This window comes from Chryseobacterium indologenes, assembly GCF_018362995.1.
Classification (GTDB): Bacteria; Bacteroidota; Bacteroidia; order Flavobacteriales; family Weeksellaceae; genus Chryseobacterium; species Chryseobacterium indologenes_G.
Genome location: NZ_CP074372.1, coordinates 4,515,502 through 4,538,565, shown reverse-complemented (window position 1 = coordinate 4,538,565; position 23,064 = coordinate 4,515,502). Strand labels below are relative to the sequence as shown.

Genomic DNA, 23,064 nt, shown 5'->3' with positions numbered 1-23,064 from the left:
ATAGACTAAAAAGTATAATACATAACACATACATTCATTATGGGTAAAACAGCGTTAACATCAGAAACCAAATTTGTAGACATCGAAAACAGGAATATAGCCTATCGTCAGATCGGAAACGGATCTCCGATCATACTTGCCAATCGCTTCAGGGGAACCCTGGATACCTGGGACCCATTATTTCTGGATCTATTAGCGGAAAAGAACACCGTGATCACTTTTGATTACCCTGGTATCGGTTATTCAGAGGGAGAACTGCCAACCGATATTAAGGAAGTTGCCAGTGAGATCATTAAGTTGGCCGACAGCCTGGGTATTGATAAATTCCATGTCTTGGGATGGTCTTACGGTACGTTTGTAACCCAATATGCTACGTGGTTGGCACAGGACCGTATATTGAGCAATACCGTAATCGGAGGAAATCCAATAGGGAAAAACGAAGTTCCGCTTGAGCCTCTTTTTCTAGAGCTGGCCCCTAAGCCTGCCTACGATTTTGAAGATTGGGTCACTCTATTCTTCGAACCTACATCGGAAAAAAGCAGATCAGCAGCCAAAGCTTCAACAGACAGAATCCATGAACGTCTGGACTGGAGTAAAGTACCTTCTACTGAAGAATTGATCAGTCGGTACATTGCCGGCATTGCGAGTGCAACCGAGGATGCCCTCAATGTTAGGGAAGGTTATAAAACCTTACAGGTACCTGTTTTTGCTATTTCGGGAGACCACGACATATCTCTTGCAGTAGAGAATTGGTTCCCATTGTTAAAAAATGCACCTACCCTACAGCATTTTATCCTTAATGACGCAGGCCACGCTCCCCATTACCAAAGTCCTGAACTTATTGTGGGTTATATTCATAATTTCCTTTTAAAATAAAAATCATTTACCAAAAATAAAAAAAATGAGTACAGAAAACATTTTCAAACCCTACACTCTAGGGAGTGTAGAATTGTCGAATAAGATCGTTATGGCTCCAATGACCAGAAGCCGATCGGATAATGCAGATAATGCCCCAACATTATTAAATGCTGAATATTACGGACAAAGAGCGTCTGCTGGTCTTATTATTACAGAAGGCACTGTTATTAGTAGAGATGGTGTGGGTGTTCCGAATGTGCCAGGCATTTATTCTGAAAAGCAAATAGAAGGATGGAAACTAACTACAAATGCTGTGCATGAAAAAGGCGGGAAAATTTTTGTCCAGCTTTGGCATACAGGAGCATATTCGCATCCTGACCATCACAATGGAAACGCACCGCTGGCTCCATCAAGCTATAATCCAGATCTGGATATATTCACGCCTACCGGTTTCAAGAAAAGTGAAACTTCCAGAGCAATGAGCCTGGAGGATATCAAGCAAACCATAGCAGATTTCAGACAGGCAGCTGTCAATGCATTCAAAGCAGGTTTTGATGGTATAGAGTTGCATGGAGCAAACGGTTATCTTTTACAGCAGTTTTTCAGTAAGAACAGCAACCAAAGAAATGATCAATATGGTGGTTCTATAGAAACCCGTGCACGTATTCTCTTTGAAATCCTCGATGAACTTAAAAAAGCTGTGGACATTTCCCGTGTCGGTGTACGTTTTAATCCTTCATTAAATAATCTTATGGGTATTTCTGTTGACGATGAGACGATTGCCATCTATGATTATATTGTTGATAGGCTTAACGGCTATGGATTGGCTTACATTCATCTAACCGAACCATTTACAGATGTTACAGGAAACCCATTCGCTATCCAGGAGGTGGCCAAACACTTCCGCAGCATTTATAATGGCACTATCATCATCAACCGTGGTTTCACGAAAGAAACGGCCAATGCCGTACTGGAAGCCGGTGATGCTGATCTGGTATCATTCGGAACTCCATTTATCGCTAGTCCGGACCTGGTTGAGAGATTCCGTACCGATGCGGAGCTTGCCATTCCAGATCAAAATACATTCTATACACCGGGAGCAGAAGGATATACAGACTATCCGGCACTCCAAAAGAACTAATAATAATGCAGAGGAAAATAACAATTATCCGTAAAATGGGGATTGCTTCCCTATTGGTCTGTATGACAGTCAATACAGCATTTTCCCAATCAAAAAAAAATAAAACGATGGACAGTAAAAACGAAAAAGTTACCGTGTATACACAGGAAACTGCACCTACCCAATATATTGAGGTAAAGGGTACTAAATATGCTTACCGTTCTTTCGGTCAGAAAGAAGGTATTCCCCTGGTATTTTTTATCCATTTTGTAGCAACTATGGATGATTGGGATCCTGCGGTTATTAACCCCCTTGCTGAAAAACACCCTATCATACTTCTGGATAACAAAGGTGTGGGAGGTTCAGCAGGCACTACCCCAGAGACAATTGAAGGCATGGCTGCGGATGCCGCAGATGTAATCAGAGCCCTGGGGCATAAAAAGGTTAACCTGCTAGGGTTTTCCATAGGTGGGTTTGTGGCACAGGTCGTATCAGCAGAGAATCCCGATCTTGTTAACAAAGTTATCCTGGCCGGTACAGGTCATAAAGGAGGTAAGTATACAGCCAACATACTTAAGCATGTGGAAGCTGCCCGAAAAGCGGAGCCGGAAAATCCCCGTGTATATCTTTTTTTCTCTCCCTCAGCGACAAGCCAAAAAGCAGGACTTGACTATACGGAAAGGTTGCAGAAAAGAATAAAAGAAGACCGTGTTCCAGCCTTTACCCAAACAGCTATTCAGAATCAGGCAGCAGCAATTATCCGTTGGGGAAGTGAACAGGATGAAGAGTTTACCCTGCTAAAAAAAATCAGACAGCCTGCACTTATTGTTAATGGTAATAATGATATCATGGTTGCCACGCAGGACTCATATAATATGGTCCAGAATATCCCCAATGCCAAATTGGTGATCTGGAGCGATTCAGGGCATGGAGCTTTGTACCAGTACCATAATGATTTTACATCTGAGGTAAACAGCTTTTTGAAAGACTAACCATCACGACAGTTACATCATTTAATTTTAGAATTTATAAAGTGAAAACAACAGGAAATACAGTATTCATAAGCGGCGGAAGTGCCGGTATCGGCCTCGCTATCGCAAAAAATCTAAGTGCAGCCGGAAATAAGGTGATTATTAACGGACGTAATGAAGAACGTCTTACCAATGCACTGCAGCAACTTGACAACGCTACTGCTATCCAGGGTGATCTCTCGATAGAAGCTGATCGATTACGAATCGCTGAAGAATTGAAAACAAAGCATTCAGATGTGAACATTATCATTAATAACGCAGGAGCAGCATTCGGATATCTGTTGAGTGAAACAACCAATGCCCACGAAAAGGCACAGATCGAAATGAATACCAATTATTTTTCGGTAATCCATTTTACAGAACTGTTATTGCCCCTCCTATTAGAGAAAGAGTCGGCAGCGGTAGTGAATATATCATCAATCGCTGTTTATGGAAGCCACAAATTCCTTCCGACTTACGGAGCGACAAAAGCAGCATTGCACAGCTATACAGTTGCGTTGAGACAAACCTACGAGGAATCCAAAAACCTTCAAGTATACGAGGTTTATCCACCGTTGGTAAACACAGAATTCTCTGCTGAAATTGGAGGAGCGAACGGAATACCGCCTTCAGAAGTGGCAGATGAACTTTTCATCGCCCTTGAAAAAGATCAGTTTGAAGTACCTGTTGGTGAAACAAAGGCCTATGCAGCCGCTACCCGGGAAGCGTTTGCCAGCCTTTCACGCAACAGAGGATAAACAGCCGTAATTAAAGCAGTTCATGGGATGTGCTCTTAGATGGGCACATCCCTGTTAAAAAGAAATTATATGGAATTAAAAGGAAAAACAATTTTGATAACAGGTGGAGGTTCGGGTATAGGACTGGAAGCTGCAAAACAGTTTCTTGAAATTGGAGCAAAGGTTATCATAACAGGCAGAAACCAGCAGAAACTAGATGAAGCAAGGAACAGGTATCCGTCACTTATTGCAATACAGAGCGATGCAGGAAACGAACAAGATGCCAGAGCTCTCTACCTTCAGGTGTCTGCTTTGGGTGGTATAGATATCCTTTATAATAACGCCGGGGTTGGCGTCCCGCCATTAAATCTTGGCATGGCTGATGATAGGCATCTTAATGGAGCAGCCTACGAAATGGAGGTTAATTATCTTGGTGTTATCCGTCTGAACAACCTGTTTATGGATATGCTCAAATCAAGAAAAGAAACCGCCATAATCAATACGACATCCATACTCAGTATCGTACCCTCTGTCATGGAAGCAACCTATTCTGCATCCAAAGCCGCTTTGGCATTTTACACCAGGTCATTAAGAGAGCATCTGCATATTATTGGCAGTAATGTAAAAGTCTTTGAATTGCTGCCTCCGCTGGTTGATACCGAGATGACAGCAGACAGAAAAGACAAAAAACTATCTCCGGAGCAGTTCGTAAAAGGGCTTATCAGTGGATTGCATAAAAACCAGTTAACGATACGTGTGGGGGATACAAAACTTGTGTACCTATTAAACCGTCTTGTACCAAAATTTACCTATGGACTGGTTAACCCGGCTAAAGATAAAAAATCATTGAAATAGAAAATTTACTAAAAATAAGACCTTATGAGCAGCAAATTTGAAGCACGAATCCAACGTGAAAGTGAAAGCGGCTATTTTATCAATGGTGACAGGATGGTACCAATTCCTAACTCATACGACCTCACAAAGCGTTTCCCAGATGCTACCATACATATTTACTACGAACCGCGGCACGGAGGCGTGTTTCAGCAGTACTGGGATTTTGTAAAAAGAGCACTGGCATTTTGTGCATCATAATTTTCAACAATTATATAATTTAGCAATGAAAAAATTAGCAGCAATATTTTTATTGGCATTATCTGTACCTACGCACAGCTATGCCCAGAACATAGAGGCAAAAGCTGAAAATGTGCGCACCTCCATAAAATCGGAAAATCACACTTCATCTTCCATTTTGTTATGGATGCGCACCGATAAACCTCGCCAGGCAGGAATGGAACGTTGGAAATATCCACACTCGCAGATCATTTCGGCAAATAAGGGACTTGAAGAATACCGTCAGATACACTTTACCGAAGAAAACAATGGGCTTTGGCCTTTAATCAATGGTGTAGAAACATCTATCCCATCTGACCGTAAGATTGACGGTGTAGCAGATGTTACGCTCAAAAATATCTTCTCAGTCTTTAGAGGAAAAAAACAGAACAAACTGGCGTACGAGGACGAAGTAAACCTTTTCAAACGTACTTTACTTTACGCGGCATTGGGAAATGCTTCCAAGTGGTATAGCTTGAATGATTCTGATGAAAAAATTCAAGCAAGAAGTATGGTTTTCTTTAGGATTAAAGAAGGTGTAGATAAAAAGGAATTTAAAAAATTTATCAATAATGAACTTACTCCCGCCTTGGCAAATTTGCGTGTTTTGAAAGAGTTGAGGAACAAAGTATACATGCCCTGGAACCAAAAGCAATGGAATACACCAAACGTACAACATGACAATGCGGAAGAAGTACAATTCCAAGCTTCGCTAATTCTTGGCTTCAGCGACAAAAATGCCCAAGACACATTTTTCAGAAGCGATGAAGTAAAAAAGTTATCCGACAGAATTGCACTTTTTTGTTCCGCAGCACATGCCTATGAAATACAGGAAACATTCACCTTTGTAAAAGGTGGTAAGAAGCTCGCTGAATATCAAAAATAGCTATTGCCGTTTTGCAATTAATGAAATAAACCTGATTAAATAAAGATCACTTCCGTAAAAGCCTGTTTCCTAACAAGTGAAATGATACTTGGGAAAAAGCTGCGGAAAAAGAAAGTAATTTCTATTTACTTTGCATAGCTATTCTAAAATCATATTAATAAATTAGTGAATAATAATTTAACCCTCTGAAATATGAAAGCATACAGTATTTCTAGATACAGTAAAACGGACAGGTTGAAACTTGTCGATTTACCGGTTCCCAACCTAAAGCAAGATGAGGTCTTGGTTGAGATTTACGCCGCAAGCGTTAACCAACTCGACCTAAAAATAAAAAGTGGCGAGTTCAAATTGATCCTGCCTTATAAACTACCGCTTGTGTTAGGGCACGATGTATCAGGAGTAGTAATCAAGGTTGGTTCAAAAGTAACAAAATTCAAAGTCGGTGATGAGGTGTATGCCCGTCCAGCGGATTTCAATATTGGGGCCTTTGCAGAATATATTGCAATAAATGAGAAGGATTTAGCACTAAAACCGACTAATATCAGCTTCGAAGAAGCTGCATCTATTCCATTGGTCTCTTTAACGGTCTGGCAGGCACTCATAGAAAAATCCAATTTAAAAAAAGGACAAAAAGTTTTTATACAGGCAGGTTCGGGAGGTGTGGGAACAATAGCCATTCAATTGGCAAAGCATCTGGGATTAAAAACCGCAACTACAACCAGTGCAGCCAATACTGACCTGGTAAAAAGTCTCGGAGCGGATGTAGTTATTGATTACAGAAAAGAAGATTTTGAAGCTGTTTTAAAAGATTATGACTTTGTATTGAACAGCCAAGATACTAAAACTCTTGAAAAGTCTTTAAACGTGTTGAAGGATGGTGGTAAAGTCATATCTATTTCAGGTCCTCCAACACCAGTATTTGCAAACGAGTTCAAACTTCCATGGTACGTAAAATTCGCTACAAAACTATTAAGTAGTAAGATCCGAGGCAAAGCAAAGAAATTGAATGTTTATTATGAATTTCTTTTTATGACGGCTAATGGAAAGCAATTACAAGAAATCACAAAATTGATTGAAAATGGAATAATAAAACCGATTCTTGATAGAACATTTCTTTTTAATCAAACCAATGAAGCCCTGGAATATATCGCCAGTGGAAGAGCAAAAGGGAAAGTTGTGATTAAAGTGAAATAAAATAGTTTACAGGATAAATGCCAGTCAAATTAATTTCTGTCTTGGGAGATATCTGCTGATTGGAAACATTCCTATAAATTGGACTGAAAATAAAACATCCCTAATAAAATTTATTCATTCTCTAAAGGCTCAAACTGTTCTAAATAAAGGTAAAATTGATGTTAATATCTATATTTCAAACTTATATTTCCTTTTTTACTAATGATCGAAACACAAATAAATATTACAGTAAATAGAAAAGCTGATATCGACATAATCAAAAGTATTTTGATTAGAAACAAAATAGAATTTCCTGTTTATTTAACGGAATTTGGAGAATATTTTGGAATAAATTTCACCAGTAATTATGAAGAATGGGAACTTGACAAATTGATAAGCGATGCGTTTCCTGGTTATGAATTCACGACCGATCTGCACCGAGGAAGAAAAGAAATACGAGTAGAAATTTCAAGGCATCAATCTGAATTGTGTACAACTGATTGGGGAAACCCTATCGAAAATCCCTTAAACGAAACCAAATACCTGATAAAGAAAGACGTAGAAATTCCCATTCAGTTTAATCCGGCAATTAAAGTCCTTTTTGGGCCAGATGAGCAAACTTATCATATAAATATCATTCCTGGTATTAATAATTCTACTCAAGAAAAAGAATTCCTTCTCGTAGTTGAATTTAAGCATGAGGCAGATCCTGAAACAGCTGATTTTTTTACAGATAAACTTTATAAAACTCAGCTTTTGCCTTTTATAGAGGTAAGGACAAATTGGAAAATATTGTAAACCGAGATTTCAAGGACTATTTGGAGATCAAAAAGAAAGAAAAACAACAGCGTGAAAAAATTCCTAGGAAGATAGTCCGTGAGTTTATAAAAGCTTGTAATAACTTTGATGAGGAATCTATTTTAAAGGATTTATCTGAGAACCTAAATTTTGAAATAAGGATCAATTGGAAGCAAACACTTATTACTGACGGTTTAGAAGAGTTTAAAAATTATATTGATTCTTCTTATCAAGAAATATGTGGGAGAGATTTTAAAATAAAATCGTCATGGTCATTTATTGAAAAGGATATAAAAATTTCTTTAGAAACATTTACACCACCTTCTGAACCGGAAGAAGCTGCAAAGAGTTTTTATAGAATTCGATTAAATATCAGACTGGACGAAGGTAAAATAACTCAGATAATTTTAGAAAAATAAGAGTATGATTCACGCCATAACATCTCAAGTTATAGTGTTGTCATCAGTATTAAAATGGAAATTATATTTGGCAAAATAAATTAGTTGTTATTTAGAGTCGTTGACAAATATTTATTTCAAAACATCTACCAAAATAATTATTGGCAAATTCGTGGCAGTAATTAAAAATATCCTTAAAAATTAGGTTTAAAGTGCAATGAAAGTATTGGTTAGAATCCTTACCTTTCATTTCATTTGAAAAAGAAATTTCAATACTGAATCAACGCCATAATTAAAAGTTATAAAGTTCATAGCTTTTTATAAACGAGCTTTGAGCTGATAATAAATCAACTCAAAGCTGAAAATTATGTATTTTAGTTATTATAATAGTCCCAAAAACTTAATAAAATCAATATGGCAAGAGGATTCGAACTTGAATTATTAATCCTAAAACATTAAAAACCAATCTATTGAAAAATAGATTCCTTAAAATATTAGAACAAAGGTTCGAAAAATTGCTCCCGTCAAGATATCTCAAAAGGATCCGAACTCTCCGAACACTCACACAAACAACTAATAATCAAATATTTAACTTCAAAATCCAATTCAAATCTTGTATCAGACGGTTCGAAGATAATCCTTCCAAGTTCACTTAAAGACTTACTAGAAATAGTAAGTCTTTTTTGTTTTATAAATTAACAAAAAAGTTCCAAATATTATTCTTTCCTCTTCTTATAGTTCTAAACAGAAATCTGGCATCCTAAATAAACCATAATAAGGTATCAAATTTCAATTATTCCCATTATTATAACGAATTATGAGGAACAATTAAAATCAGTACCATTAATAAGGCTTTTCCGGTCTTAATTGGAATAGAATACTTATCTGCGAATAATAAGAGAGACTATCCCATTCGTTTCACTGGTTAAAAACACCGTTTCACCAACTAATTTTGCAGGATCAGCTTATCTTTTACTTCTATAGACCAAAAGACCTGTTACTTTTACATGGTAAATGTTGCCGCAAGGTCACTTAGTTAGTTTAATTAGTATTAAGGAAACATTGATTAAGGATCAATAAAAATCTTTTTGTGCACTTTAATTCCCTGTAGCCTTTATGGCTCAACTATACACTTAATCATGTTTGGTAGGATTGGCTTGTTCCAATCCTATTTTTATAGGTATTTATGCAATAAAAAAACCGCTGTGGCTACAACGGTTTAATTATTTTGAGAATGCTATTTTAACTTATAAGAACTTCCGTTCCAAAGATAGGTTTTGGAAGAATGCTTTTTCTTCTCTCTGTCTTTTTCATCTACTTCCATATCTTCTACTTTAAGGATAAATGCGTTGGGAATTCCACCTTTATCATTAGGGAAAACAAATTCTTCATTGTGATAAAAAGCTCCGGCATCTCCTACATTCATCAACTGTGGAAGGGTAATCAGTTTTTTATCCTTAAAAAGAACATACTGGTCATATCCTGCAATTCCACATGCTTCACCGGAAACCATTGCTTTCAGGGTAAATTCAACATTCTGAAGCTTGTGATTACTTTCTATGTTGAAAGCTGCTGTACTCAGCTCCTCTCCTCTTCCCGTATCAAAATATACCTCATCAATGAGTGTCTTTCCTTCCAATACTTTTATTCCGGCAATATTCTTCTTATCGATTTGGTTGTATTCTTTATTTTTCCTGTCAATTGTTTTGGCTAGCCCAAAAAGGAAATCATACCCATTTTTGTTACGGTATCCTACACAAAGATTACCACCCCAGATATATCCTTCCAAAGTATTTTCTCCTTTCTGATAAGAGATTTTATACCAGTTAGCAGCTCTTTCCCCCAACTTCAGTACTCCTTCTTCTTTTTTAAGAATCATTACCTGCTGATTGGTCTGCAATGAATCTGTAATCTGAGCGTTAACTCCCGGGTCTAATCTCACGCGGGTCCAATCTGTAAAAATCTTCTGCGTTTTATTTTCTTCAAAGCCAAAGACACCATCTGCATACACTTCATTTTCCTGCGCTGTAAAAAATTGCAGCATCAGTATCAATAAAGCTGTCCATAAAGTTTTCATATTCGTATTTTGTTTTTAGGTGTTATTTTTCAAGCAGAAGGCTTACCCATTCTTCACGCTGTAGCTGCTTTTTAAGCTCAAGACCGCTTTCTTTACATACTTCAAGGATATCATCTACGTCAAAGAAACAAAGTCCTGAAAGCAATAGTTTACCCCCTTTATTCAATACCGAAACATAGGTTGGGATATCTGAAATCAGAATATTTCTGTTGATATTGGCTAAAATAACATCAAAATTTTCTTTTCCTAAGTTTTCAGCAGTTCCCTGTTCAATATCTAATTCTACACCGTTTCTTACTGCATTTTCTTTTGAGTTTTCTACGGACCATTCATCAATATCGATAGCTTTCGTATCTCCTGCTCCCTGCTGTTTTGCATAGATTGCCAATACAGAAGTTCCGCATCCCATATCCAGTACTTTTTTACCACTGAAGTCAATGTCCATCATTTGCTGGATCATCAGGTGGGTTGTAGGGTGATGTCCTGTTCCGAAAGACATTTTAGGCTGAATAATAATTTCATGCATTCCCGGCACCGATTCGTGGAACTCTGCTCTGATCAATACTTTATCATCAATATTGATTGGAGAAAAATTCTTTTCCCATTCTTCGTTCCAGTTGATATTAGGCATTTCTTCGAAAGTATATTCGATTTTTACATTTTCGTTTTCAAAGATCGGAAGGGCTTTCAACTGATCTTCCTGAAACAATTCTGTCTGGATATATCCTAAAATTCCGTCAATTTCTTCTGTAAAGCTGTCAAAACCTATTTCGATAAGCTCTGCCATTAAAATTTCATTCCAAGGCTGCAATGGAGAAATTTTGAAATTAAATTCTAAATAATTTTGCATGTGACTAATTTGCTGCAAAAATACTAATGTTATTATTGTTAAAAAAATGATGGAGTAATTTTTGGCTGAAACCAGGGATTTTTATGTTTTTTTGAATAAATGTGGCAGGAAAGTTTGTTGGCTACGTTTTATCCCACGGATTTCACAGATGACTCAGATTTTAGTGCGAGAAATTCCAGGTTTCGGCTAAAGCCATGTATAATGTGTAAAAAGGTAAAGCGGGCTAAAGCCCGCTCCTATTGATTTTTATTGTTCAGAGAGATTAACAGTTCTTTACTGAGAACATTAAACTTTAAACCTTGAACATTAATTTTAAACTCTTAAGGATTTGTAGAGAAGATAGAACCATTTGCGATCAACGCTCTTCTGTTCATTTTCAGGATGTCTCTTACCCATTCTGCAAAATCTTCCGGCTGTAAAACTTTATCTGGATTTCCGTCTGTAAGTCCGCCCTGGATGCTCATATCTGAAGCAATGGTACTTGGAGTCAGAGTAATTACACGGATGTTTTGTTTTCTCCATTCTGCCATCATGGATTGTGATAAAGACACTACTGCCGCCTTTGAAGCCGCATATGCGGACATATTTGGTCCTCCTTTCAAACCAGCTGTAGAAGCTACGTTGACGATATCTCCTTCTCCTTTAGCTTTCATAAACGGATATGCTGCTTTTGCGGCGTAATATACTCCGAACAGATTGGTCTTGATTACCTGCTCCCACGTTTCAGAAGGCATTTCTTCGATACTTCCGAAGTCTCCGATTCCTGCATTGTTGATCAGGATATCAATACCTCCCAATTGTTCTGCTAAAGATTCAATTCCTGCTTTTACCTGAATTTCATTGTCTACAGAAAAAACTGCGTATGCGGAATTTACTCCCAGTTTTTTGATTTCTTCAACAGTCATTTTTAGGTTTTCCTCATTTCTTCCTGTAATGGCAACGTTTACTCCTTCATTGGCTAAAGCTAATGCTACGGCTTTCCCTAATCCTCTTCCACCACCTGTTACGATGGCATTTTTTCCATTTATATTCATAGTAATGATACTTTTCTTCATACAAAGTTACGAAAGAACATTTTTATGAAGCGGTGAAATCGTGGATTTAATAGTTTTTTAATGGTTTAGAAAGTCAATTGAAACTTATGGTTTCCAAGAACCTCATCAAAAAAATTAAAACCGGCTCATGGAGAACCGGTTTCAAAATCTAAAAAAGATATAGTAAAAAAATAAAATGCTTAAGGAATCTGAATGGCATTCTGTACTTCAAATTCTTCTGAAGCAGAAAATTCATTTCCATACATATCGACAGCTTTCACTTCAACTTTGTGTTTTCCCAACGATAATTTCTTAGGGAAATCTGCTTCCCAGATGTGCTTTGACATTTCGGGATTGGAAGGTCTTCTTCCGGGGAAAATTTTCTCTGTAGAATCCCATTTGAAAACTGAAAGGGCAAAATTCGGATCTATAGTTTCATCATATTCCATTTCTTCCCATTTTCCGCCATCTATTCTGTATTCTACTTTGTCTTTTTTGCTTCCCATGAAGAAATTAGCCAATACTTTTGCAGAGGTTCTTGAGGAAGGAATGACTTTCGGAACATATAATTTGATCTGATAATCGTCCGGTTTTCCGGCCGTTTTGTATTTCACTTTGTACTGATTGTCTGCAAAACTGATGAATGAATATCCTTTTGCCGTTCCGTCTCTCATGGTAGAAGTAGGAAGCCCGGCCTCATCCGGTGTTCCTGAGTACCAGTCGCCACAAGTAGTTCCTACGTTATATTCGTGGAGTTCTTTTATTCCGTTCCAGCCTGCTTTTTTTCCATAGAAAATCTGCTGTTGAATATGGGTGTGTGCTGACAGAAGTAATACATTCTGGAAGGGATTTAAGAAATCAAATAATTTCTGACGGTCCGCATTTCTGAAGCTGTCTTCGTTGTTATGCTCCAATGGAATATGGAAAGAAATGACGATCAATTTATTTTTATCAACCAGTTTCAGATCGTTTTCGATGAACTGAAGCTGATCTTCGCGGAATCCTCCCCAGTATCCTTTACCATCTCTCGGATCCGGATAAAGAATATCATCTAAAATAATGAAGTGTACATTACCGTAGTTGAAAGAGTAATTGGCAGGACCAAAATTGGATTCAAATGTTTCATCGGAAAGACGGTCTTCTTTCGCATCATAATTCATGTCATGATTTCCCATCACATTATACCAAGGAAGTCCAACTTCTTTCATGACGTCTGCATAAGGCTTCTGAAGACTTAGATTATCTCCTACCAGATCTCCCAGACTGATTCCCAGTACTGCATTTTTCTTCGTATTCTTCACTTCATTTACAATTCCTCTTTTGAAATAATCCAGTTCTTTTTCTGTGTAAGGCTGCGGATCACCGAAAACAAGGATATCAAAGTTTTTATTTTCGTTTTGCTTATAAAGCGGAAAGTTCAGCTCTTTCGGAAGATCTCCTGTAGCAGCAACTCCTTTGTATTTGAAATCTGCGGGAGATCCTTTCGGCTTATGATGGTAATAGAACTGTGGAAGGTTATTCGCATTTAAAGCCGTCTGATATCCTGAAGGTTTGATGACAAAAATAGTCTGATCTTCCTGAACCGGAAGGCTGTATCGTCCGTTTTTATCGGTAAGAACTACCTGAACGCCATTAGAAACGGCTACGCCTTCAATTCCTTTTTCGCGGTTTTCTTTCTTTTGATTTTTGCTGCTGTCTTCGTATACATATCCTGAAACAGAAGTTTGCGGGAATGCCATTGCTGAGACCAACAGATATGGCACTAAAAATTTTATATTGATACTCATCGTTTTTTAATCTTTAAATTATTTTTAAATTCAATTTGTTATTTATTCCACCACATTTTTACGTTGATATTGTCACCTCCCATCGATTGTACGGCTGCATTATAATTATCCGTATTCATCACTTTTGTAGCGGTAGGATACATGAATCTTACAGGCATCTTCCCTCCGTTCTGAAGTCCTCCGTTGTTAGGAAGTACCGGCAGTTTTGTACGTCTGTATTCGTACCATTGCTGATGGTCTACAAAAAACAGGGAGATATATTTCTGAAGCATCAGCTTTTGCAGAGAGCCGTCATAAGCAACGTTTGCATTGCTAAAGTAATTGGCCGGAACCGTTGCTCCCCACTGTTCAATAATAGATTTCACACCCGTCTCGTAATAAGTCTGCTGATTTCCTGCAATAATTCCTTTGTTGACTAATTCTGCCAGGATAAACTGAACCTCAGAATAGGTCATGATTAAGATTTTTAATGGGGCTTTTGCCAGGTTTTGATTAAGGTTTGAAGGCTGATAATTGAAAGCTGTTCCCAAAGCATATCCTGAAGGCGCTCCTTTATACCCAAGATCTTCTCCTGATGTTGCTTTCGCTTTGGTAAAAAACATACTTAACCTTGGATCATTATTATCTTTCATGGCATTTACAAAGAATTCGCCTGCTGCCCTGTATGCCGTAAAATCCTGAGGACGGGCAATTGGCGGTAAATAAGGTGATATCCCTGAAAGCGGAAGCACTGCACTGTCTGTATTGTTTTGGAAAACAGGATATTGTGCAGGATTATTGACAATTTCCTGGATTCTTTCATAAACATTTACTTCCCCGTTTCTGCTTAAAATCCTGGTCAATAATCTCAATGAAAGAGAGTTACAGAATTTTTTCCATCCTAAAATACCCGTCTGACTATTGGTATTGGCATTGTAAAATAAATCTGTTTCTGCTAATGCCTGGTTTGGGTTGAATAGTGAATTAGCTGTTTTCAGATCATTTAACAGCTGGATGTAGATATCTTTCTGCTTATCATATTTTGGCTTTAAAATATTTTCTTCAATTTTCACCGCTTCAGATAAAGGTACATCTCCGAAAGCATCGGTAAGATTGGAAGCTATCCATGCATTCAAAACCATTGAAATAGCCAGATAATTATTATTCTGTTCTTTGGCTGCGTATTTTCTCAGGTCACTGACCTGCTTAAGCCATCTGTAAGAAGTATTCCAGTAGCCATTACCACTTTTTTCGTCCATATAATATCGGCTGTAGGAATTTCCTTCATTGGGAAAGTCTAAAGCGATCTGCATCATATCAAAAGTGAAATCATCAGCTCTGTTATAGCCATAACTTCCCATTTCATATTGGATAGGAGCAAGAAGGCTTCCAACAGAAGGATCTTTAACCTTACTGGTATCTGTATTCATTTCCCCGAAAGTTCTGTCGCAGGATTGAAGCATAAAAACAGAAGCTACCAATGTCAGATTTATGATTATTTTTTTCATTTTTAAAGATTTTAGAATTTAAGATTTAACTGAAAACCAACTGTCCTTGCTGTTGGAAGCTGCCCCATCTCTACCCCCGGGGTAATGGTTGCATTATCCAGTGTAGCCACTTCAGGGTCAAACATTGGAAACTTGGTCCACATCCACAGGTTCTTTCCGAAAATGGCAATCGTAAGATCATCCAGACCAATAGATTTTATAGTTTCTTTTGGGAAAGAATAAGCAATTCTGGCATCTCTCAGCTTAATAAAATCTGTACTGAAGCTATTCGTTTCTACATTGGCTCTTCTATAGTAATCTCCATAATAGGAAGATACCAGAACTCCTTTTGTATTCGGACTGAAGGATCCGTCAGGATTCTGAACAACACCGTCTCCTATAATCATTCCGCCAGGATTATCTCTTCCGGGAAGGGTAGATTTCAGTTTACCTTGTTCAGACATTTTATGATGAGACTGTGAATAGGCAATACCACCGTACTGACCGTCAAAAGAGAAACTTATTGTGAAGTTTTTGATCTTGAAATCATTCTGAAAACCAGCTCTCCATTTCGGGAATGCATTGCCAACTTTTTCAATATCTGCAGGTCTTCCCGGAAGTCCGTTGTCTCCATAGATAACTTTTCCGTCCGGAGTTCTTAGTAATTTAAATCCATACATATCTCCAAGAGAACCTCCGACTTCCATTTTATAGAAAACAACATCTCCTACATTGGAAACGATTCCGTCAAATCCTTCAGGCAGAGTCATCACTCTGTTTTCGTTGGTAGACCAGTTTCCACCTACTTTCCATGAGAAATTTTCACCTTTTACAGCTAAGATATCAGCTGAAAGTTCAAGACCTCTGTTTCGGATTTTCCCTGCATTGATTATCCTTTTGGAATATCCTGTTTCGGTGGGCAATGATACAGGGATAATCTGGTTTTCACTGACGTTCTGATAAGCAGTAAGGTTAAGATTCAATCTGTTTTTGAAAAAACTGAAATCCATACCGGCTTCGATATTGGTATTTTTTTCAGGTTTAAGCGAAGGATTATTAAAGATCGTAGGTGCTACTACACTTCCTGTAATATTACTTGCTGAATAATAGTTATCCAGAAGATAAGGATCACTGTCTATCCCTACTTTAGCCCAGGAAGCTCTCAGTTTCCATAAATTCAGGTTATTACTTTTCAGATTAAAAATGTCTGAAAGAATGAAGCTGGTACTCACTGAAGGATAAAAGAAGGATCTGTTTTGCTTCGGAAGTGTAGAACTCCAGTCATTTCTTCCGGTAACGTCCACAAAAATTTTATTGTCATATCCCAGAGTAAGTAATCCGTAAACACTGTCAACATGTTTATCTCTTGGCGCCGGATATTTAACCGGAATATTAAGTGCATTGGTAAGATCGTATCCACCTGCTATTTTCAATCCGATGGCCTGATAATCATTCAGCAGATATTCGTTGTAACGGATACTTCCCCCTGCAGAAGCGGAAATGCTGAATTTATTCCAATCTGCTTTGTAAGAGAATAAAAGGTCGTTGTTATATTCCTGATTTTTGATGAATTGTTCTCTGTAGAACCCTTTCAGATAGTTTGCTGAACTCCATGGTCTTTTAGTCGTTCTTTTTTCATTCAGAATTTCAATACCAGACCTCAGCATTAAACTAAAATTTTTATTAAACTGATAATCTGCCGTAATATTTCCTGTAATGGTCTTTTTTCTGACCCCATTCAACATTTCGTAAGCGATCATATAAGGATTGTCAATAAAGGAGCTGAAAGGATGAATTTGGTCCACCTGTTCCTGACCCGGTTTCCATATCGGTTTATACCATTCCAAATCTACATTGGGATTTTGAAAGATCATGAAATAAGAGATCGACTGGTTGTTGTATCCCGTCGCAGGAAGGTTGTCACTCGTAGTAGTGTTATAAGCAAATTTTGTTGAGATTTTTAATTTTTGGGTAAGCTGATGGGCAAAGGATAAGGCAAAATTGAACCTGTCAAAGCCAGTATTCGGCATCATCCACTCGTTATTAAGGTAAGTCAATGACGTCCTGAAGCTGGTTTTCTCATTGGAGCTTTCTACCGAAATACTGTTTGAGTAATTAGAACCTGTTCTCCAGAAACCTTTGATGTTATTTTTGTAGGGTCTCCACAGCTGCCTTTCTTTGCTTTGTCCCAGTACATTTGGATCGTATTGAAAATAATATTGTCCGGCGAATTTAGGTCCGAAAGCACTACTTGTACCTCCGGTACTTGGTCCATCCGGGGAAAGGCCATAAGAATAGTAAAAGTTTCCTGCTGGATTGACTGCCAGGGTACCCTGCCCGTATTCATACTGCCAGTCCGGCCATTTTAATACGGAATCGAAGCTTGAAGAAGAATTGAAGGTTACCCTCAGTTTTCCGTTTTTTGTTTTTCCCGATTTTGTGGTAATCATTAAGGCTCCGTTGGCAGCACGGGATCCGTATAATGCAGCTGCAGAAGCGCCTTTCAGTACAGTTACAGATTCTATGTCGTCCGGATTGATGCTGTTTAATCCGTTTCCAAGGTCAATCGGAACATCACCTCCGGAACCTGCTCCATACGCTGCCGTACCGGATCCTGTGGTGGAATTCCCCAATGGAACGCCATCCACAACAATCAGAGCATAGTTATGATCCATCATAATGGATTTCTCTCCTCTCAAAGTAATTCTGGAAGTACCAAGCGGTCCTGCTCCGGCAGTCTGGATTTTTAGACCTGCCACTTTTCCTTCCATGGATTGTGCCCAGTTGTTATTCTGGGTTTCTTCAAATGTTTTGGCTTCTACTTTTTCTGCAACATACCCTAAAGCCCTGTCATGTCTTTTGATTCCCAAAGCAGTTACTACTACTTCGTCAAGTCCTTTAACCGTGTCTTTTTTAGCTTTCTGCTGAGCTGCCAGATTAACAGTGACAAATCCTAACAGTGACAAAACCAACAGTTTTTGTGTCTCTTTACGCATTTACTTTTTGTTTGCGCAAAATTAGAACGACATTACAAGGATGACCTTAACACAGTTTTAACGTTTCTTAAAAATTTATTAAACCATATATTAATTCACTCTTAACAACATTACATAAACAATTAATTCACAAGCAATTAAGCAATTAATTATTTTTAATACCATTTTACAACCCTATTTATGTATCTTTATTGTCTTTACTTGAGATAATACAACGAAACAAACATAACAATTTGATTAACAACACAATAAATCAAATCCAACTATATTGTTTTTTTGTTATTTCTGAATATAAGGGCTTAACTCCCCTAAAAAAGAAACAGCCTGCCTTTTATAAAGGGCAGACTGCGTAAATTGCTACTTGTTGAAATTTTGATTTGAGAGGCGTTGTAAACCACCCCGGCAAAAATTCTTTGAATTTTTGCCACCCCTCCGGAGGAGGGGAATGTTTCATTCTTCAGCTGTAATTTTGTGAAAAGCTTAGACTGTTATTTATTCTTTAACTGGTCAGGAATATTGGTTGTTACAAATCCGATTCCCTGTTTTTTCAATTCATCGTAAACTGCAACATCATTCACGGTCCATGAATTGGTAATTAATCCTAATGCTTTTGCATCAGCGATCCAGGTAGGATTTTTCTGGAAAACACTGTAGTGGTAATCCATCCCATCCAATCCTTCTTTTTTGATCTGCTCAGGAGACAGCTCACCATTCAGATACTGTACTTTAAAGGAAGGTGCCAGTTTTTTGATCTCTTTACAGATATTAAGACTGAAAGAAATAAACTCACTCTGAGATTCCAGCTTCATATCCTTGATCATTTTGATCGTTTTTTCTGTGATCTCATTTTCAATTTCCGGAGTCTTGGCTGGCTTGATCTCAACGATCAGTTTCAGAGACTTATCTTTTTTCCCCTGTTTCAAATAATCTTTTAAGGTCGGGAATTTTTCTCCATTGGATAATTTCACAGCTTCCAGTTCTTTGAAAGTAGCGTCAGAAATTTCCATATTACCATGATGTTCATCGTGATTGATCACCAATACACCATCTTTTGTCATTCTTACATCAAATTCAGACCCATATATTTTTAATTTCTGGGCATTTTCCAATGATTGAATTGAGTTCTCCGTTGTAGGAGGCTGGGCCTGGAAATATCCTCTATGGGCAATGATCTGGGTTTGTGCTTTCATCATAACTGTACTTAAAACTGCTAACCCTAAGATAAAATTTTTCATAATATAATTTAGATAATTAAAAAAAGTCCTGAAACTTTCTGATAAAGGTAGTTATTAAAATATGGAAACCAAAAAGACATAAAAGATTTTAAACTGATATTAATCGTAGTTCTTTACATTTCTTTTATGTCTTCAGTGATTAAAAAAGGTAATTATTAGAAGGAATACTTCGCACCAATCTGGATCTGATATGGATTTCCCGTCATAGGAACCAGACCTCCTCCACTTACGTTTTTGGCATACTCATACTGCATGGTATCCTTATTAAATCTGGTTACTTTATACAAAGATGTATTTCCATATGAGTTGTTGACACCCCATTCTTTATTAAGAAGGTTTGCTACGTTGAAGATATCTACAGAAAGTTCAAAAGCTCCTACTTTATCGAATTTAATTTTTTTCGCTACACGTACATCCCAAACCCCGTAGAACCCGTTTTTACCTCCGTTACGTTCTGCGATTTTCCCGTTGTATTCGTTGATATAATCTTTCAGAGCCTGTCCTACCTGTGGATCATCCAAAATCGATTTGGTAAGGTTCGGGAAGATAAAAGCAAGGTCATTGGAATCTACAAAGTCACCATTGATATTTCCTCCTGTTGTTGCAGAGAAACGGGTTCCTCCGATTCCCGAATATCTGATTCCTAATGTAAATCCTGCAATGGTAGGAGAGTTTCCATAGATCACGACTTTATTTCTGAATTGGTTGTCAGAATAGGTCATTCTCAAATCTCTCGGATCGCTCTGAATCATGGTAGATAATGTTGCAGAGTTGGCTACGTTTCCGTTGTAAGAAGTATTGTCTTTGATATCAGACCATGTATAACTTGCAGTAATTTCTCCATCTTTCCAGTAACGGTAGCTTGTATCTATGACGAATGAGAACTGGTTTACTTTACCATCACTCACCAACTCCAGTACTCTTCCGAAATTCTTATTGATTCTTCCCTGTTTCCAGTCAAAGCTTACACTGTTATTGGCATTATTGGTAATGGCACCTGTAGGAATAAATACCCCTCTTCCGTCTTCATTACTCAATGTAAAGAAAGGATTGGCTACCATGTTTCTGTCATAGTAAAAATAATTATTTCTACCTAAAGCCATATATCCTGCGATTCCTGCTCTGAATCTTTCATTGAAGAAATGGGTATAAGAGATATTCGCTTTATAAACAATTGGAATTTTTGCGTCTTTACCCGTATAGTTGATGGTTGGAATCTGATATTGGGAAAGAGACGGAACAGAGTTATAATCATTTCTATAACTGTTGAAATCCGGGAACGGAACATCTTTACCCGTTACATCCACTGTAGCAAGATGCTTTCCATCGAATACAAGGTTGTTAATGATCATATAGTTGTTGATATCCGAAGAGAAAATTCCGGCTCCGAACTTCAGGAAGTCTTTGTTTCCTTCATTGATATTCCAGTCAAACTGGAATCTTGGCTGGATTACAAATGATTTGATCTGATTATCTGTTCTGATTCCCATTTCATCAAACAGCTTCTGGTTGAATTCTGCTTTCGGGTAACCACCGTAATCTAATCTTAAACCAGCCATTAAATCAAGACCTTTGGCCACTTTGGTCTGGAATTGTCCATAAACACCTATGTTCCAGATATTTGATCTTACAGACGGATCTGCCATCAAAGGAACTTCTCTGTAGAATCGGTAAGGTGTCATTGCATCAAAATTGCTCATTCCCTGGAAATGGAACCTTCCGTTTACCTCACTTCCGTATACCGATTTTGCTGTTGTATACATAAGATCTGCCCCAAATGTATACTTTACCTTATCGGTATTATAATATAAGTTATCTACGATCTGGAATACATTATTTCTAAAGCTTTCCTGGGCAAAACGGTGTCCTCCGATCTGAATATTCGTAGATCCCGCACTGGAAGATACTCCTTCAACAATAGCTCTCGGAACAGGTTTTCCTAATTGATTGTTCTGATAACTGTCCTGGAAAGTATAAAGATACTGTGCCTTTAATTCATTGGTTAAATTAGGCTGCAGGTTTGATCTTAAGGTTAATAATAAGCTGTTGTCAAGGTTTTTATCATTTCCATAAGATTCAAAGAAATTGATATTGGTATTATCACCAAGACCGTTTTTATTAAGATCGTAAGTAAAGTTATTTCTAAGCGTTAATAAATTCTTTTCGTTGATCTGCCAGTCAAGACGTAAGAAAGCTGCATCCGAGTTTCTTACTTTGTCAAAACTTCCAAACTGAGGGCCGCTTCCTACTCCATATTTTGCTCTGGCAATATCCACAAACTGATTAAGAGTCTGCGTTGTTGTATTGAATCTCTTTTCATCATCCGGAGATTTGATATCTGCAATCACCAAAGGTCTTGAATCCAACTGATGATCCCATGCTACGAAGAAATGTAATTTATTTTTAATGATCGGTCCACCCAGTGAAAATCCGAACTGGGAAGTAGAGAAATCATTATCTCTTTTGTTTCCTCTGATGTCATATGGGCTGGAAAGCCAGTTGGTTCTTAAATATTCCCAGGCACTTCCAGAAAATTTATTGGTTCCTGATTTGGTAACAGCACTTACGGTTCCTCCTCCACTTCTTCCCAATGTCACATCATATTGGTTGGTGGTAATTTTAAATTCACGTACTGCTTCAATAGAGATTGAAAAAGGGGCGCCGCTTCGGCTGGTAGTAGAACCTGCAGAAGTTGGATTTTTGGCAGTCATTCCGTCAATTGTAAAGTTGGTGGAAGATCCAAGCTGTCCGGAAAGATTTCCTCCTTTTCCACTTAATGGCGAAAGTTCAGCAAGGTTGGTAAAGTTTCGTCCGTTCACGGGAAGCATGCTGATATTTTTTGCAGAGATTGCCGTAGCAGCACCAAGGTTTCCGATCTTGTTTTTAAGGTTTCCGGTAATTTTTACTTCTTCAATGGTCTTTTCATTGCCAAGATCCATATTTACAGTAACCTGATCTCCGAAGTTGACATTGTAACCTTCCTTTTTATCATCGTTTACAATAACTGTATAAGGCCCACCAAGAGGTATTTCCTTAAAAATATACTCTCCTTTTGAGTTGGTTTCCGTTTCCGTTCTGAATCCTGTAGACTCATTCACGATCGTTACTTTCACTTTTTCCTGAGCCGTACTTCCCGGTCCGGTAACTTTCCCTACAATAGAAGCCTGCGTGGTCTGTGCATATGCCATGGTCCCAAGCCCTAAAAACAATAATCCCAATACAATCTTTACTTTTTTCATTTCTTCCGAAGATCTTTATGATTAATTTTTTGATTTTCGCCAGGAAACCTCTTTGATTTTCATGTTAATAGATCATGTTGAGGTTTCTTTCAATCAGATGCGCAAAGGTATTTTGACTTTAAAAGCTGGGTGTTTAAGAAAGTTTTAACATTTTTTTAATTAAATCGGAACTTTATGTTAAATTACTTTAAACACTTGTTTTATTTTCAACAGAATCAATCTGTTAAGACATGTTACGTATTTTTAATTTTCCTGTACTATTTAATTCTGTTATTTTTTAAATGCAATTA

The 23,064-nt window shown here is 37.7% G+C and carries 17 protein-coding genes; 9 read left to right on the top strand and 8 right to left on the bottom strand.

What is annotated here, in order from left to right:
* Positions 1 to 39: 39 nt before the first annotated feature.
* The 9 genes from DYR29_RS20615 to DYR29_RS20575 all read left to right on the top strand — a co-directional run bounded on the left by DYR29_RS20615 (position 40) and on the right by DYR29_RS20575 (position 8,111).
* Complete coding sequence (locus DYR29_RS20615) at positions 40 to 876, top strand: alpha/beta fold hydrolase (protein WP_213278324.1); 837 nt, start codon at positions 40 to 42, stop codon at positions 874 to 876.
* 25 nt (positions 877 to 901) lie between these two features.
* On the top strand, positions 902 to 1,999 hold the full coding sequence (locus DYR29_RS20610) for an alkene reductase (RefSeq protein ID WP_213278323.1): 1,098 nt from the start codon (positions 902 to 904) through the stop codon (positions 1,997 to 1,999).
* Between the two features lie 5 nt (positions 2,000 to 2,004).
* On the top strand, positions 2,005 to 2,970 hold the full coding sequence (locus tag DYR29_RS20605) for an alpha/beta fold hydrolase (RefSeq protein ID WP_213278322.1): 966 nt from the start codon (positions 2,005 to 2,007) through the stop codon (positions 2,968 to 2,970).
* 41 nt (positions 2,971 to 3,011) lie between these two features.
* Positions 3,012 to 3,746 carry an SDR family oxidoreductase gene (locus DYR29_RS20600; protein ID WP_213278321.1) on the top strand — a complete coding sequence of 245 codons (735 nt, stop codon included), beginning with the start codon at positions 3,012 to 3,014 and terminating at the stop codon, positions 3,744 to 3,746.
* A 39-nt stretch (positions 3,747 to 3,785) separates the two neighbouring features.
* On the top strand, positions 3,786 to 4,580 hold the full coding sequence (locus tag DYR29_RS20595; protein ID WP_249413550.1) for an SDR family oxidoreductase: 795 nt from the start codon (positions 3,786 to 3,788) through the stop codon (positions 4,578 to 4,580).
* A 262-nt stretch (positions 4,581 to 4,842) separates the two neighbouring features.
* Positions 4,843 to 5,721: a hypothetical protein gene (locus tag DYR29_RS20590; RefSeq protein WP_213278320.1), complete on the top strand. Its 879-nt coding sequence runs from the start codon at positions 4,843 to 4,845 to the stop codon at positions 5,719 to 5,721.
* Positions 5,722 to 5,913: 192 nt separating this feature from the next.
* The gene (locus tag DYR29_RS20585; protein WP_213278319.1) at positions 5,914 to 6,915 is read left to right on the top strand and encodes an NADP-dependent oxidoreductase; all 1,002 of its coding nucleotides are present in this window, start codon (positions 5,914 to 5,916) and stop codon (positions 6,913 to 6,915) included.
* 201 nt (positions 6,916 to 7,116) lie between these two features.
* The gene (locus DYR29_RS20580) at positions 7,117 to 7,692 is read left to right on the top strand and encodes a hypothetical protein (RefSeq protein ID WP_213278318.1); all 576 of its coding nucleotides are present in this window, start codon (positions 7,117 to 7,119) and stop codon (positions 7,690 to 7,692) included.
* Positions 7,677 to 8,111, top strand: a complete 435-nt coding sequence (locus DYR29_RS20575; RefSeq protein WP_213278317.1) for a hypothetical protein — start codon at positions 7,677 to 7,679, stop codon at positions 8,109 to 8,111. The genes DYR29_RS20580 and DYR29_RS20575 overlap by 16 nt, the downstream gene beginning before the upstream one ends.
* Before the next feature lie 1,216 nt (positions 8,112 to 9,327).
* Here the strand turns inward: DYR29_RS20575 and DYR29_RS20570 are convergent.
* From DYR29_RS20570 to DYR29_RS20535, 8 genes are all read right to left on the bottom strand, one after another.
* The gene (locus DYR29_RS20570; protein ID WP_213278316.1) at positions 9,328 to 10,167 is read right to left on the bottom strand and encodes an SH3 domain-containing protein; all 840 of its coding nucleotides are present in this window, start codon (positions 10,165 to 10,167) and stop codon (positions 9,328 to 9,330) included.
* Between the two features lie 22 nt (positions 10,168 to 10,189).
* Entirely contained in the window at positions 10,190 to 11,017 is an 828-nt protein-coding gene (gene prmA / locus DYR29_RS20565) for a 50S ribosomal protein L11 methyltransferase (protein ID WP_213278315.1), read from the bottom strand.
* A 320-nt stretch (positions 11,018 to 11,337) separates the two neighbouring features.
* Positions 11,338 to 12,051 carry a 3-ketoacyl-ACP reductase gene (locus DYR29_RS20560; RefSeq protein WP_076597572.1) on the bottom strand — a complete coding sequence of 238 codons (714 nt, stop codon included), beginning with the start codon at positions 12,049 to 12,051 and terminating at the stop codon, positions 11,338 to 11,340.
* A 200-nt stretch (positions 12,052 to 12,251) separates the two neighbouring features.
* Entirely contained in the window at positions 12,252 to 13,838 is a 1,587-nt protein-coding gene (locus DYR29_RS20555) for a calcineurin-like phosphoesterase C-terminal domain-containing protein (protein WP_213278314.1), read from the bottom strand.
* A 38-nt stretch (positions 13,839 to 13,876) separates the two neighbouring features.
* A complete protein-coding gene (locus DYR29_RS20550; RefSeq protein WP_213278313.1) occupies positions 13,877 to 15,325 on the bottom strand; it encodes a SusD/RagB family nutrient-binding outer membrane lipoprotein in 1,449 nt (482 codons plus the stop codon).
* An 11-nt stretch (positions 15,326 to 15,336) separates the two neighbouring features.
* Complete coding sequence (locus tag DYR29_RS20545; protein WP_213278312.1) at positions 15,337 to 18,300, bottom strand: SusC/RagA family TonB-linked outer membrane protein; 2,964 nt, start codon at positions 18,298 to 18,300, stop codon at positions 15,337 to 15,339.
* A gap of 488 nt (positions 18,301 to 18,788) precedes the next feature.
* Entirely contained in the window at positions 18,789 to 19,535 is a 747-nt protein-coding gene (locus DYR29_RS20540) for a glycerophosphodiester phosphodiesterase family protein (protein ID WP_213278311.1), read from the bottom strand.
* A 155-nt stretch (positions 19,536 to 19,690) separates the two neighbouring features.
* Entirely contained in the window at positions 19,691 to 22,774 is a 3,084-nt protein-coding gene (locus tag DYR29_RS20535; protein WP_213278310.1) for a TonB-dependent receptor, read from the bottom strand.
* Positions 22,775 to 23,064 lie beyond the last annotated feature (290 nt).